Here is a 14195-nt window from a genome sequence, read left to right on the forward strand (position 1 = left end):
AACGGGTACCGACACAGCGCCGAGCGCCGGCACCCGATCGGCCCGGTCCCACAGCAGACCCGTACCGACCGGAAGACCGATCAGCCCACCCCGCGCCGATGCGCCTCGGCCGCGACCGCGAGGTCCTGCCAGGCCATCCCGACGCTCTTGAAGAACCTCGGCCGGTCGGCCGGCACCGGAGCCTCGCCCCGCACCAGCTCGGCCAGGTTCCACAGCGGGTCGGCGCCGGTCACCCCCGCCATCAGCAGGTCACCGGCCTCCCGCAGCGCGGCCGCCCGAGCCTCCACGTAGAGCGCGGACCGGCCGACCAGCACCTCGTCCACCTCGCGGGCGTCCACCTCGTGCGAACCGACCGCGGCCACCGCCGCGTGGTCCGGCACCAGCGCCCCGTCGAACAGCGGTGTGCGCGCGGTGGTGCAGCAGACCACCAGGTCCGCCCCCGCCACCGCCGCCGGGGTGCCGACACCGGCCTCCAGACCGAGCCCCCGGGCGTACCGGACCAGCGCCTCGGCCGGCTCCGCGCTGCGGGCCACCACGGTCAACCGGGTCAGCCGACGGACGGCGAGCAGGGCGTCCAGGTGTCCGTACGCCTGCGGGCCCGAACCGAACAGCACCAGGTGCCCGGCCTCCGGCACCGCCAGCCGGTCCAGCGCGACGGCCGTGACCGCGGGCGTGCGCAGCGAGGTGAGCGCGATCCCGTCGAGCAGCGCGACCGGCTGCAGGGTCGGACCGTCCAGCAGCAGGTAGCCACCGGTGATCCGGGGCAGCCCGACGGCGGGGTTGGCCGGCGCGACACCGGCGATCTTCACCCCGACGTACGCCTTGGAGGCGGCCGGCATCATCAGCAGCTCCCCGGCCGGGACCGGGATCGCCGAGCGGGCGGGGGCGCTCTCCGGGTCGAGCCCGTCCAGCAGCACCCCCTCGATCGCCCGGGCCGCCTCCGCCGGCGTCAGTCCGACCGCCCCGGTCGGCAGCACCGCCGGCCCGGTGGTCGGCCCGACGGCCGGGGAGGCGGGGGCGGAGCCCGGCGTGACGGGCCGGAGCGGCTCGGTCGCCACGCCGGGCGGTTCCGGGGTGGTCCGCGGGTCGCCGCTCACAGCAGGAATCCCGTGCCGAGCGTGTCCTGCGGGTCGAGCACGAAGCGGTGCTCGCCGGTACGGTGCGCGGTGCCGGTCACCTCGGTGACCACGCCGTCGCCCCACGGGTCGCCGCCGGGAAGGACCCGACCGCCGAAGACCGTGCCGACGATCGACTCGTGCCGCAGCTCCGCGCCGGGGGCGAGCCGCCCCTCGGCGGCCAGCACGGCCAGCCGGGCCGAGCTGCCGGAGCCGCACGGCGAGCGGTCGATCTGGCCGTCCGCGAAGACGGTGACGTTGCGCTGGTTCAGCGCGCCGTCCACCGACGGGAGCTCGTCGAACAGGATGACGCCGTAGACACCGGACAGCCGCGGGTCCACCGGGTGCCGCACGGCCGGGGAGTCGGCCAGCGCGGCCCGGATCTCCCGTCCGGCCGCGGTGAGCTCGGGCAGTCGCTCCAGGGTCACCGAGAGCCCGAGGGCCGCGGCCGGCACCGAGACGTAGCAGGCGCCGGAGTGGGCGACGGCCACCTCGACAGTGCCGCGCGAGGTCTCGACCGGGAGCTTCAACTCGCTCACCCAGGACGGCACGTTGCGGAAGGTCACCCCGGTGGTCCGCCCTGCGGCCCGGTTGACCAGCGCGGTGACCCGCCCGGACGGCACGTCGATCCGGACCCGGGCGACGCCGTAGTCGGGCGCGGCGACCAGCCCGGAGTCGACCGCCCAGGCGCCGAGCGCGATGGTGCCGTGGCCGCAGGCGGTCGAGTAGCCGTCCTTGTGCCAGAACAGCACGCCGAGGTCGGCCTCGTCGTCGTCCGGCGGCACCAGGAAGCCCCCGTACATGCCGGCGTGGCCGCGCGGCTCACGGGTGAGCAGCCGCCGGACGTCGTCCAGCGGGCCCGACCGGGGCGCGGTGGCGGTGCCGCCGGCCCCGATCGCGATCGCCCGCCGCTCGGCGACCGTGTCACCGGGGATCACGGGCGCGCCGCCGACGACGATCCGGAACGGCTCGCCGGCCGTGTGGTAGTCGACCGTGTCGACGTGCACCGCAGGTAGCGCCTCCGGGTCCGGGAGGGCCGTCGTCATCAGGCGCCCCCGCCCGGCAGCAGGGTGACGGTGCGGCTCTGGGTGTAGAAGTCCAGCGCGGCCTGGCCCTGCTCGCGGGCACCGTGGCTGGCACCCTTGGCACCGCCGAACGGCAGGTGGAAGTCGACGCCGCTGGACGGCGCGTTGACCCGGATCATGCCGGCGTTCAGCCGGTCGGCGGTGGCGAGCGCCGCGTCCAGGTCCCGGGTGTGCACCGAGGCGGACAGCGTGTACGGGGTGTTGTTGGCGAGCGCGATCGCCTCGTCCAGGTCGGCCGCCGCGTGCAGGACGGCGATCGGGCCGAAGAACTCCTCCCGGCTCAGCGGGTGCTCGTCCGGCACCCCGGCGACCAGGGTCGGCTCCAGGTACCAGCCGTCCCGGGCGGGCACGCCGCCGCCGGTCAGCACCTCGGCGCCGGCCTCCGCGGCGGAGACGACGGCCGCGGTGATCTCGTCCCGGGTGGCCTCGTTGATGACCGGCCCGCAGGAGGTGCCGTCGACCTGGCCGAGCGCCTTCACCAGGGCGGCGCGCAGCGGCTCGTAGGCTTCGCCGACCGCGACCACCCGGCTGGTGGCGGTGCACTTCTGCCCCGCGTAGCCGGCGATCGCGTTGGCCAGGTGGGCGGCGGCCTGGTCGACGTCGGCGTCCGGCAGGACGATCGCGGTGTTCAGCCCGCCGAGCTCGGCCTGGACCGGGATGCCGCGGTCGGTGGCGGTGCGGACGACCTGGCGGCCGACGCCGGTGGAGCCGGTGAAGGAGACCACGTCGGCCGCGCCGACCAGGGTGCCGCCCTCGGCGCCGCCGCCGGGCAGCACGGTGAAGACGTCGGCCGGCAGCCCGGCCCCGGCGATCAGCTCGGCCAGCCGGCGGGCGCAGCCGATCGCCTCCGAGGAGGGCTTGAGCACCACGGTGTTGCCGACGGCCAGCGCCGGAGCGGCCTTCCAGGTGGGGATCGCCAGCGGGAAGTTCCACGGCGTGACCAGGCCGGCCACCCCGTACGGGCGGCGGCGGGTGAGCAGCAGGCCGGGCCCGCCGGCGGTCTCGTGCACCTCGCCGGAGGCGGCGAACGGCGCCTGCGCGTAGTAGCGCCAGATCGCGACGGTGCGGGCGACCTCGCCGCGCGCCTCGGCGATCGGCTTGCCGACCTCGCGCACGACCAGCTCGGCCAGCTCCTCGGCGTGCGCCTCGACGGCCTCGGCGATCCGGGTGAGCGCGGCCGAGCGGCCGCCGGCGCCGGCGGCGAGCCAGCCGGGCTGGGCGGCGCGGGCGCGGGCGACGGTGGCCAGGACGGCCTCGGCACCGGGGGCGGGCGCCTCGGCGACGAGGTCCGCGGGGTCGGCGGGGTTGTACGAACGGATCGTCACTGCAGGCAGCCCTTCGGGGGTTCGACGGGTTTTCGGAGCGGGTCGGACGGCGGGTCCGGCGGTGGGCGGCCGGCCCCGGGACGGGGGGGTCGGCGCGCCGCCGGGGCGGAGCGGGGAGCGAGTGCGCGGGAGGAAGCGAGCGCGGGGCGGGATCGGACCAGGAGGCCCGGGTCGGCAGGCCCGGGGTCAGAGCAGGAAGCCCGCCGGGAACGGGTCGCTCGGGTCGAGGAAGTACTGGGCGGTACCGGTGATCCAGGCCCGCCCGGTGACGGTCGGCACGACGGCCGGGTGCCCGCCCACCTCGGTCTCCTCCACCAGCCGCCCGATGAAGGTGGTCCCGATGAAGGAGTCGTTGCGGAAGTCCCGGTCCAGCGGCAGCTCGCCGCGCGCGTGCAGCTGCGCCATCCGGGCCGAGGTGCCGGTGCCGCAGGGCGAGCGGTCGAACCAGCCGGGGTGGATGGCCATCGCGTGCCGGGAGTGCTCGGCGGTCGAGCCGGGGGCCAGCAGGTTCACGTGGTGGCAGCCGTGGATGGACGGGTTCTCCGGGTGCACCGGCCGGTCCGGGCTCGCGTTGATCGCGTCCATGAGGGCGAGGCCCGCGTCCAGGATCTCCTGCTTGCGCTCCCGCTCGAACGGCAGGCCGAACTCCGCGAGCGGCAGGATCGCGTAGAAGTTGCCGCCGTACGCCAGGTCGTAGGTCACCGTGCCGTGGCCCGGGACCTCGATCTTGCGGTCCAGCGCCACCGAGTAGGACGGCACGTTGCGGATGGTGACCGCCTTGGCGGCGCCGTCCTCGACCGCGACGTCCGCGACCACCAGGCCCGCCGGGGTGTCCAGCCGGACGGTGGTCACCGGCTCGACGACCGGCACCATACCGGTCTCGACCAGCACGGTGGCCACGCCGATGGTGCCGTGGCCGCACATCGGCAGCAGGCCGGTGACCTCGATGTAGAGCACGCCGAAGTCGGCGTCCGGCCGGGTCGGCGGCTGCAGGATGGCGCCGCTCATCGCGGCGTGGCCCCGGGGCTCGTACATCAGCAGGGTCCGGAAGTGGTCCAGGTGCTCCTGGAAGTGCGTCCGGCGCTCGGCCATGGTGGCACCGGGAATGACACCGAACCCACCGGTGATGACCCGGGTGGGCATGCCCTCGGTGTGCGAGTCGACGGCGTGGAAGACGTGACGGCTGCGCATCTGCTGACGCTCCGTGGGTGGGGAGGTGGCTGGCTTCGTCGAGGCCGGGGCGGTCCGGACGGGGGTGGACCGGCGGCGCCGGAAGGTGGCCCGGAGGCCGGCTGCCCCCGCAGCCGGCCGTCCCGGACACTCGGAACCGGAATTCCGGTTCGGGTCAGGCGAGGCCCTCGGCCAGCGCCTTCTCGGTGGCCGCGCGGACGGCCGCCTCGATCTCCGGCGTCAGCGGCAGGCGCGGCGCGCGGGTCGGACCGCCGGGGCGGCCGGCGATGTCCATGGAGAGCTTGATGGCCTGGACGAACTCGGTCTTGGAGTCCCAGCGCAGCAGCGAGTGCAGCGCCTTGTACAGCGGCAGCGCGGTGCCCAGGTCGTGGGCGACGGCGGCCTTGTACAGCGCTGCGCTCGCCTCCGGCAGCGCGTTCGGGTAGCCGGCGATCCAGCCGACGGCGCCGGCCAGGGCCAGCTCCAGCAGCACGTCGTCGGCGCCGATCAGCAGGTCCAGGCCCGGGGCCAGCTCGGCGATCTCGTAGGCGCGGCGGACGTCGCCGCTGAACTCCTTGACCGCGACGATCGAGCCCTCGGCGTGCAGCTCGGCGAGCAGCGTCGGAACCAGGTCGACCTTGGTGTCGATCGGGTTGTTGTAGGCGACGATCGGCACGCCGGCCTTGGCGACCTCGGCGTAGTGCCCGCGGACGGCCTCGTGGTCGGCCCGGTAGGCGTTCGGCGGCAGCAGCAGCACGGAACCGGCGCCGGCCTCGGCGGCCTGCTCGGCCCAGCGGCGGGACTCGGCGCTGCCGTAGGCGGCGACACCGGGCATCACCCGGGAACCGTCACCGGCGGCCTCGACGGCGACCTCGACGACCTTGGCGCGCTCCTCGGCGGTCAGGGTCTGGTACTCGCCGAGCGAGCCGTTGGGGACGACGCCGTCGCAGCCCGACTCGATCAGCCAGCGGACGTGGTCGGCGTACGCGTCGTAGTCGACGGAGAGGTCCGGGCGCAGCGGGAGCGTGGTGGCGACCATGATGCCGCGCCAGGGCCGGGTGGTGTCGTGCGAGATCTGGGACACGGATGACTCCTTGGTGAGGTGTGACATTTTATTAGAAGGCGCGCGGTGGAGACAAGAGCCACCACCGGGCGTTTTCGGTCGGATTCGGACCGACCGGCCGACGGGAGCGGCCGGTGGGTCCCTTCCGGGCGGTGCTACCGGTCGTCCCGGCCCCGCCCGTCGGCCCGGTCGTCCCGGTCGACCCGGTTGTCCCGGTTGTCCCGGTCGTCCCGGTTATCCCGGTCGTCCCGGTCGGCCTGGTCGTCCCGCTCGGCCGCGAGTTGCCCGAGCGGAACGGGGCAGGAGAACGGCCGGCTGTCCGCCGGAACCTCGGCCCGGTCGGCGCCGCCCGCCAGGCAGGCCACCGCCGGACCGCACATCCGGCCCTGGCACCAGCCCATCCCGGCCCTGGTCAGCAGCTTGACGGTGCGCGCGTCGCCCGCGCCCAGCCCGTCCACCGCCTCCCTGATCCGTCCGGCCGGGACCTCCTCGCAGCGGCAGACATCGGTGTCCTCCCGCAGCCAGTCGGTCCAGCCCGGCCCGGGCCGGTGGGCGGCGGCCATCAGCTCGGCGAAGGCCCGCAGCCGGGACCGCCGGCGCAGCAGCCCGACCCGGACCGGCCGGTCCGCGACGGCGTGCGCGGCCAGCTCGCCCTCGGCGATCGCGAGGTCGGCGCCGCCGACCCCGCACGCCTCTCCGGCCGCCCAGAGCCCGGGCACGGTGGTCCGCAGGCGGGCGTCGACCTTGAGCGCGGCCGTTCCGTCGGGGGTGGTCCTGGTGGCCGCGCCCAGCTCGGTGGCCAGCTCGATCTGCGGGATCAGACCGTGGCCGACGGCGAGCGCGTCGCAGACGATCCGGCGCTCGGTGCCGGGAACCGGACGCCACTCGGCGTCCAACCGGGCCACCGTGACGGCGGTGACCCGGTCGGTGCCGTGCGCCTCGACCACCGCGCTGCGCGGCCGCAGCCGGACGCCGTGGCGCAGCAGCGCCGAACCGTGCCCGGCGCCCTCGACCAGCTTGGCCGGGACGGCGGCCAGCACACCGGGGCGGCGGGCGTACCCGAGGTACGCGGTGGCCTCCACCACGGCCGGCACCTCGGCGCCGGCCGTGACCAGGGAGGAGGCCGCCGCGAGCAGCAGCGGGCCGCTGCCCGCCACCACGATCCGCCGGCCGGGCAGCACCAGACCGGCCTTGAGCATCGCCTGGGCGCCGCCCGCGGTGACCACCCCGGGCAGGGTCCAGCCGGGGAAGGGCAGCTGGCGCTCGTAGGCGCCGGTGGCGAGCAGCACGGCGGCGGCGCGGACGGTGGTCCGGTCCTCGGCGTCCGGGCCGGTGGTGGCGTGCAGCCGCCAGTCGCCGTCCCCGGCCCGCTCCAGCGCCCAGACCTGGTGGCCGGTGAGCAGCTCGACGCGGCCGGCCGCGCGGTGGGCGGCGAGCCGGTCCGAGAGGGCGGTGTAGACGGACCAGCCGTGGTGCAGCCGGTCGGGGCGGGCGGCGCCGAGACCGGGCGCGGGGTGGCGGTAGAACTGCCCGCCGGTGCTCCGGCCGGCGTCGACCAGGACGCAGCGCAGGCCGAGGTCGGCGGCGGTCACGGCGGCGGCGAGGCCGCCGGGGCCGGCGCCGATCACCGCGAGGTCGTGGAACGGGCCGCCGGGGCTGCGGGCTCCGGAGGACTGCGCGGGCTCAGACTTCGAGGTCGGCACGGCCGTGGCCCTCCTGGGTGGTGACGGTGGTGCCGGGCTCGGCCGGCAGCAGGCAGGTGCGCTGGTTGGGCCGCCCGTCGACGGTGGCCAGGCAGTCGAAGCAGGCGCCGATGCCGCAGAACGCCCCGCGCGGCTTCCCGCCCACCCGGGTGGTGCGCCAGGCGAGCACGCCGTCGGCCCAGAGGGCGGCGGCGATCGTCTGCCCGGGCAGCGCGGGCACGGGCCGACCGTCGAACTCGATGGTGTGGGCGGGCCCGGGCTCGGCCCGGACCAGCTCCGCGGGGGTGCGGGTACGGCGCATGGGTGGGGGTTCTCCGTTCAGCTCACGAGCCGATCGTGGGGTGGTCGGGGGCACCGGCGGGTGGACGGTCCCCCGGGTGGACGCTCTCTCGGGATCGTGTGCCCGCGGGCGCTCGGCCCCGAGGGCAGATCGCCCCGTCCCGCCGGGGAGCGGCCCTCCGGGGTGTCCGTTCTCGGGTGTCCGTGCGTTTTGCAAAGTGCACTTTGCGCACTTTGCAAAACCGTTGCGCACTCTGCAGAGTGCACGGCACCGCCTCAGGCCGCGGCGTCCGCCGCCGGGAAGCGGTCGGGCCGGAAGGGCGCGAGGTCGCGTTCCGGGTCCTTGCCGGTGAGCTGCTGGGCGATCAGCAACCCGGTGCCCGGCGCCAGCCCGATGCCGGCGCCCTCGTGGCCGCAGGCGTGGTACAGACCGGGCACCCGGGGGTCGGCGCCGATCGCGGGCAGGTGGTCCGGGAGGTACGGACGGAAGCCCCGGTAGGCGCGCATCACGTTCACCCCGGCCAGCACCGGGAAGAGCGCGGCCGCCTGGGCCGCCAGCCGGTGCAGCACCTCGACCGAGAGGGTGCGGTCGAAGCCGACCCGCTCGCGGCTGGCGCCGATCAGCACCGGCCCGCCCGGCGTCCCCTCGACCACGGCCGAGGTCTGCAGGGCGGCCGAGCCGCTGGCGACGTCGGCGACGTAGTCGGCGGCGTACACCTTGTGCCGGACGATCCGCGGCAGCGGCTCGGTCACCAGCACGAACCCGCGCCGCGGCAGCACCGGCAGCCCGACGCCGGCCAGCGCGGCCAGCTCGCCGCCCCAGGTGCCGGCGGCGTTGACCACGGCGGCCGTGTCCAGCCGCCGCCGCTCGGTCTCGACCCCGCGCACGGCGCCGTCGGCACCGATCCGCAGTGCTCGGACGGCCTCGCCGGTGTACAACCGGGCGCCGGCGCGGCGAGCGGCCCGCAGCAGGTGGGCGGCGGCCAGCGCGGGCTGGACCTGGGAGTCCTGGGGGTAGTGGAATCCTCCGGCCAGCCCCGGCGCGAGGTGCGGCTCCAGCTCGCGCAGCCGATCACCGGGGATCTCCTCGGAGAGGACGCCGGAGCCGGCCTGCCCGGCCGCGAAGGCGCGCAGCGCCTCCTGCCGTTCGGGCGTGCCGGCGACCACCAGGCCGCCCTTGGCCTCGTACTCGACCTCGGTGCCGAACTCGGCGGCGAGTTCGCGCCAGAGCCCGCCGGAGTACAGGGCGAGGTCGAGTTCGGGACCGGGCTCCTTGTCGGAGACGAGCAGGTTGCCCTCGCCGGCGCCGGTGGTGCCGCCGGCGACCGGGCCTCGGTCGACGACGTCGACGGCGAGTCCGGCCCGCGCGGCGTAGTACGCGCAGGCGGCGCCGACGACGCCGGCTCCGACGACCACGACGTCCGGGAGTCTCTGTGAGTGGGACACGGCAGTAATATGTCACATGCCATCGAAGCTGCCAAGACGGCGCCGGGTACGAACGGGCGAGTCGCACCAAAAAGCCCCGGCCCACCGCAAAACGGCGGGCCGGGGCTCCCGGCATTCGGATCACCGTGATCGTCGCGATCACCGCGGCCCGGTCACCGGCGACGGATCGCCGGCGGCCGGATCACCGGCGACGGATCAGGTGATGTCGTCCATCTGCTCGTGCCGCGCGGCCGGCACGTGACCGGAGGCACTCGGCGTCGCGGACGCCTCGATCGCCTCGGCCCCGGCGACCGGCGCCACCGCCAGATCCACGTGCGAAGCCTCCTCGTCGTCCAGCGCGAGGTCCGGGTTGCGCCGGGCCCGGCGACGGTCGTTCAGCATCGCCACACCGACCGCGACGAAGTACAGGCCCCAGATCGGCGCGGCCAGCGCCAGCATGCTCAGCGGGTCGGCGCTCGGCGTCGCGAAGGCCGCGAAGACGGTGATGCCCATGACCATGCCGCGCCACCAGCTGAGCAGCCGCTTGCCGGTGACCACACCGACCATGTTCAGCATGACCAGCAGCAGCGGGAACTCGAAGGCCAGGCCGAACACCATCACCAGCCGGGTGGCGATGTCGAAGTAGTCCGAGGGCGGCAGGATCGGCGTGGTCTCGTTCGGGGTGAACGAGATCAGGACCTCGACGGTCAGCGGCAGCAGCATGATCGCCAGCGTCACACCGGCCAGGAACAGCGGCGCGCCGCAGGCCATGAAGATGACGGTGTACTTGCGCTCGTGCTTGTGCAGACCGGGCGCGACGAAGGCCCACAGCTGGTACAGCCAGACCGGCACGGTCGCGACCACGGCCGCGGTCAGGGCGACCTTGAGCATCCAGTTGAAACCCGCGGTCAGACCGATGGTCGAGACCTGCGCGCAGCGGCCCTTGGTGGACGCGATCGTGTCCGGGGTGCACTGCGGCAGCGGCTTGAGCAGAAATGTCTCGATCTGCTTGTGGAAGATCAGCGCGACGATCGTGAACACCACGATCGCCAGGACCGACTTGACCACGCGGTTCCGCAGTTCCCGCAGGTGGTCGGCGAGGGCCATCCGCCCCTCGGGATCCTTGGCCGTCTTCGGCGCCTTCGTGAGCTTGCTCAACCCCGGTCCTCAACTCGTGCGTCGGGGCCCGCCGGTCGGCGGGCCTCCAGTGGTGGCGCGTGCCGTGCGCTCAGCGCGCCCCGCCCTCCGGGGCGGACTGGCCGGCGGAGTGCCCGGCGGGCTGCTCGCTCACCGGGCGGGCGCTCGCGGAGGCGCCCGGGGCGGACTGGATGGTCTTCGCGGCGACGCCATCGGCCGCCACCGGGGCGGGCGCGGCCGGGGTGTCGGCGGTGCCGTCGGTGCGCATCGCCTTGGCCTCGCTCTTGAGGATCCGGGCCGACTGGCCGAGCGAGCGTGCCAGGTCCGGCAGCCGCTTGGCGCCGAAGAGCACAATGGCAATGACCGCGACCACCAGGATCGCGGTGAACGAGACCCGCATGCTCGACCACCTTCAGTTTTCGGCGGCACCGACCGGGCCGCTCGCTGCGGGGATGGTAACCGCTGCGGATGACACCGTGACGACGGCCGCCCGAACAGGACAGCGGCCCCCCGTTCGCGCTCAGGAGCCTGCTGAGAGCGTAACGCGCTCCTACGGTCGAGCAGCAGCCCCCCGCAGCCACCGACCGTGCAAGAGCCGAGGGCCGAGGGTTCAGGACTCCGGGTCGAGGAGCCAGGACTCAGGACCGGGCCGCCGCCGAGGCCGCGAGCTCCTCGGCCGCCTCGGCCAGTGCCCGGGAGGCCGTGTCCACTCCCTCGGCCAGCGCCCGCACGTCCAGCCAGAGCCGGACCGCGAGGACGCCGAGCACCAGCAGGCCGGCGGTGGCGAGGAGGACTGCGGCGACGGGCATCCAGGACATGGCCCCACCCTATCGGCCCGCCCGCGCCCCGGAGCGCGGTGCCCGGAGCGCACCCCGCGGAGTGCGCCGCCGGGGCCCGCCCCCGTTCACTGCTCGGCCGGCACCAGCCGCATGGTCCGCACGCCGGCCTCGGTCAGCGCCGCGACGATCTTCTCCCCGGCCGGCTTGCGCACCGCCGCCCCGCACAGCGGACAGGAGAAGCTGTAGTGCGTCCGGTCCGCCGTCCGGCCGAAGGTCAGCCGGAACCCCTCGGCGGGCACCTCGACCTTCTCCCGGCACTCGGAGCAGTACACCTTGAATCTGGTACCGGGCTCCACGGCTCAGACCAGCCCGTCACCGTAGTGGGCGAGCGCCTCCAGCGCCGCGGCCCGGGCCTGCTCGACGAGCGCGGGCGGGGAGACGATCCGCCCGTCCCGGCCCAGCCGCAGGGCGAGCGGGCGCAGCTGCGAGGGGTCGGCGCTGCGCAGGGTGATCCGCAGTCCGCCGTCGGGCAGTTCCTCGGCGTGGTCGTGGGTGTAGTACTCGGCGACCCAGCGGCCGCCGGAGGTGACCTCGACGACGACCTCGGGGTCGTCGGCGGACGGGTTGACCAGTCCGCCGGAGAGGTCGCGCGGCTCGCGCTTGGGCGGGTCGGCGGGGACGTCCAGGACCTTGATCTCGGCGACCCGGTCGAGCCGGAACATCCGGTGGTCCTCGGAGGTGCGGCACCAGGCTTCGAGGTAGGTGTGGCCCTCGGTGAGCAGCCGGATCGGGTCGACCTCGCGCTCGGTCATGCCGCCGCGCCCGTGCGAGTAGTAGCGCAGCCAGAGCCGGCGGCCCTCGCTGAGGGCGCGGTCGATGTCGGCGAAGACGTGGCTCTCGGCCTCGAAGGTGACGCCGACCCGGGCGCTGCCCTCGGCGCTCTCCCCCGCCGCGTTCTCGATCTTGGCGACGGCCCGGGTGAGGGCCTCGCGGTCGCCGGCCCGCAGGCCGGGCAGGCCGGCGACCGCGCGGGCGGCGACCAGCAGGGCGGTGGCCTCATCGGCGGCGAGGCGCAGCGGCTGCGCGACGTCGTCGACGTTGTGCCACCAGATCCGCTCGCCGTCGGTGTCGATGTCGAGCAGGTCGCCGCCGCGGAAGCTGGTGCCGCACATCGGCAGCACGTTGAGGTCGGCGATGAGTTCGCGCTCGCTGATGCCGAAGGCGCGGGCGACCTCGGCCACCTCGGCGCCGGGGCGTTCGCGCAGGTAGGTGACCAGCGAGAGCATCCGCCGGGTCTGGTCGATCGCGTTGCTCATGCCCGCACGTCCTCGTTCTGGTTCCTGTGCTCCGCCGTCCGGCCCGCCGCGGTCCGGTCCGCCGTGAGGCCGGACGCCCCGGCACCCGCGGCACCAGCACCCGCAGCATCGGCGATAGCGGCACCGGCACCCGCGGCACCGGCACCGGCCACCGCGCGCAGCCGGTCGACGACGTCCGCCCGCAGTTCCTCGGGGCCGACGACGAGCACGTCGGGCCCGAACTCGGCGAGGTCGGCGCCGAGCCCGTTGCCGAAGGGGATGTCGAGTTCGTCCCAGGTGTCGTCGATCCGGCGGGTGCCGAGCGCCTTGGTGCGCAGGGGGAAGCCCGCGCCGCGGCGGACCCGGACGACGGCGGTGGCGGTGGCGCCCTCGCCCGCGAACTCGGCGACGGTGGCGCGGACGTCGACGTGCTCGGGCACGGCGCCGAGGAAGGGGCCGGAGCGGGCGCGGACCTTGCCGGTGATCCGGCCGAGCCGGAAGACCCGGGCGGCCTCGCGGTCGCGGTCCCAGCCGGCCAGGTACCAGTGGCCGCGCCAGCATTCCAGGGCCCAGGGCTCGACGCTGCGCTGCTGGGCGGCGGCGGCGCCGGCCTTGCGGTAGTCGAAGGTGACCGGGCGGCGGTCGCGGGCGGCGGTGAGCAGCGGTTCGAACGCGGCCTCGCGGGCGGGGATGCGCGGTTCGAGGACGGGGCGGCCCTCGGTCTCGGTGAAGGGGACGCCGGCGGCGCGCAGCTTCTGGAGGGCGCCGCTGGCGGCACCGGACATCTTGGCCTGCTGCCAGACGCGGGCGGCGAGGGTGAGCGCGGCGGCTTCCTCGGCGTCGAGGGCGATCTCCGGCAGGCGGTTGCGGTCGGCGCGGGCGAGGTAGCCGAGTTCGCCGTCGAGGGCGTTCTCGTCGACGTCGATGACCAGTCCGAGTTCGCGCAGGTCGTCCTTGTCCCGCTCGAACATCCGGTTGAAGGCTTCCTCGCTGCTGTGCTGCCAGGCTTCGCGGTATGCCTCGATGGATTCCCGCAGCTCCTTCTTGGAGAGCGGTCGTCTGGTGTTCATCAGGCACAGGGCGAGATTCATCAGCCGCTCTGCCTTGGCGATCGCCATCGCTGACCCTTCCGGTGTGCCGCGCCGCGCGCGGGGTGCGCCCGCCGGGGCGTCGTGGACCCGGCGGGACCGACCGTACCGGTAGCGGTACGCGGTGCAAAAGCCGAGCCCGGGAACGCGTGGGGCCGCACCCCGCGGACGGGGTGCGGCCCTGGTGATCCGCGCTTCTGCCGGGTGGGCTCAGACGCCGATCAGGTCGACCACGAAGATCAGGGTCGAGCCGGCCGGGATGAGCGGGCTCGGCGACTGGTTGCCGTAGGCCAGGTGCGGCGGGATGACCAGCTCGCGGCGGCCGCCGACCTTCATGCCGGCGACGCCCTGGTCCCAGCCCTTGATGACGCGGCCGCCACCGAGCGGGAACTTGAAGGTCGAGCCGCGGTTCCAGCTGGCGTCGAACTCCTCGCCGGTCGCGAAGGTCACGCCGACGTAGTGGACCTCGACGGTCTGGCCCGGCTTGGCCTCCTCGCCGGTGCCGACGGTGATGTCGCGGATCTGGAGCTCGGTCGGCGCGTCGCCGACCGGGAAGTCGATCTCAGGCTTGCTCACTGTGCCTCTTCTCACGGTTGGTTCGGTCCATGACCAAGCGGCGGGGGGGCCCCCCCCCCGCCGGGCCCCGCCCCCCCCGCGGCGCGCCCCCCCCCCCCCGGGGGGGGGCCCCCCCCGCCCCCCCCCGGGGGCGCCCCCCCCCCCGCGCCCCCCCA

The 14195-nt window shown here is 75.2% G+C and carries 14 protein-coding genes and 1 pseudogene; all 15 read right to left on the bottom strand.

Annotated features, from left to right (window positions below; translation table 11 throughout):
• Positions 1-80: 80 nt before the first annotated feature.
• On the bottom strand, positions 81-1097 hold the full coding sequence (locus ACIQ9P_RS38130; RefSeq protein WP_402366789.1) for an ornithine cyclodeaminase family protein: 1017 nt from the start codon (positions 1095-1097) through the stop codon (positions 81-83).
• Entirely contained in the window at positions 1094-2161 is a 1068-nt protein-coding gene (locus tag ACIQ9P_RS38135) for a proline racemase family protein (protein WP_402366791.1), read from the bottom strand. The genes ACIQ9P_RS38130 and ACIQ9P_RS38135 overlap by 4 nt, the downstream gene beginning before the upstream one ends.
• Complete coding sequence (locus tag ACIQ9P_RS38140; RefSeq protein WP_402366812.1) at positions 2161-3534, bottom strand: aldehyde dehydrogenase family protein; 1374 nt, start codon at positions 3532-3534, stop codon at positions 2161-2163. The genes ACIQ9P_RS38135 and ACIQ9P_RS38140 overlap by 1 nt, the downstream gene beginning before the upstream one ends.
• A 177-nt stretch (positions 3535-3711) precedes the next feature.
• On the bottom strand, positions 3712-4716 hold the full coding sequence (locus tag ACIQ9P_RS38145) for a proline racemase family protein (RefSeq protein WP_402366794.1): 1005 nt from the start codon (positions 4714-4716) through the stop codon (positions 3712-3714).
• 154 nt (positions 4717-4870) lie between these two features.
• Positions 4871-5734, bottom strand: a complete 864-nt coding sequence (locus ACIQ9P_RS38150) for a dihydrodipicolinate synthase family protein (RefSeq protein ID WP_402366815.1) — start codon at positions 5732-5734, stop codon at positions 4871-4873.
• 179 nt (positions 5735-5913) lie between these two features.
• The gene (locus ACIQ9P_RS38155) at positions 5914-7461 is read right to left on the bottom strand and encodes an NAD(P)/FAD-dependent oxidoreductase (RefSeq protein WP_402366796.1); all 1548 of its coding nucleotides are present in this window, start codon (positions 7459-7461) and stop codon (positions 5914-5916) included.
• Complete coding sequence (locus ACIQ9P_RS38160; protein WP_030299963.1) at positions 7442-7762, bottom strand: (2Fe-2S)-binding protein; 321 nt, start codon at positions 7760-7762, stop codon at positions 7442-7444. The genes ACIQ9P_RS38155 and ACIQ9P_RS38160 overlap by 20 nt, the downstream gene beginning before the upstream one ends.
• 254 nt (positions 7763-8016) lie before the next feature.
• The gene (locus ACIQ9P_RS38165; RefSeq protein WP_402366798.1) at positions 8017-9186 is read right to left on the bottom strand and encodes an NAD(P)/FAD-dependent oxidoreductase; all 1170 of its coding nucleotides are present in this window, start codon (positions 9184-9186) and stop codon (positions 8017-8019) included.
• A gap of 195 nt (positions 9187-9381) precedes the next feature.
• Positions 9382-10272 (bottom strand): twin-arginine translocase subunit TatC, encoded by an 891-nt coding sequence (tatC, locus tag ACIQ9P_RS38170; protein ID WP_402366817.1) that lies wholly within the window; start codon positions 10270-10272, stop codon positions 9382-9384.
• Between the two features lie 121 nt (positions 10273-10393).
• Positions 10394-10702: a Sec-independent protein translocase subunit TatA gene (gene tatA / locus ACIQ9P_RS38175; protein WP_402366800.1), complete on the bottom strand. Its 309-nt coding sequence runs from the start codon at positions 10700-10702 to the stop codon at positions 10394-10396.
• A 238-nt stretch (positions 10703-10940) separates the two neighbouring features.
• Positions 10941-11120, bottom strand: coding sequence for a hypothetical protein (locus ACIQ9P_RS38180; protein ID WP_402366802.1), 180 nt, complete (start codon positions 11118-11120; stop codon positions 10941-10943).
• Between the two features lie 86 nt (positions 11121-11206).
• Complete coding sequence (locus tag ACIQ9P_RS38185) at positions 11207-11413, bottom strand: hypothetical protein (RefSeq protein WP_231977872.1); 207 nt, start codon at positions 11411-11413, stop codon at positions 11207-11209.
• A 27-nt stretch (positions 11414-11440) separates the two neighbouring features.
• Entirely contained in the window at positions 11441-12397 is a 957-nt protein-coding gene (locus ACIQ9P_RS38190) for a YafY family protein (protein ID WP_045939668.1), read from the bottom strand.
• 146 nt (positions 12398-12543) lie between these two features.
• Positions 12544-13494: pseudogene (locus tag ACIQ9P_RS38195) on the bottom strand (helix-turn-helix transcriptional regulator); the annotation flags it as partial.
• Positions 13495-13674: 180 nt separating this feature from the next.
• Complete coding sequence (locus ACIQ9P_RS38200) at positions 13675-14055, bottom strand: FKBP-type peptidyl-prolyl cis-trans isomerase (RefSeq protein ID WP_093862734.1); 381 nt, start codon at positions 14053-14055, stop codon at positions 13675-13677.
• Positions 14056-14195: the final 140 nt, after the last annotated feature.

It is taken from the genome of Kitasatospora sp. NPDC094019, from assembly GCF_044764505.1.
GTDB lineage: Bacteria > Actinomycetota > Actinomycetes > Streptomycetales > Streptomycetaceae > Kitasatospora.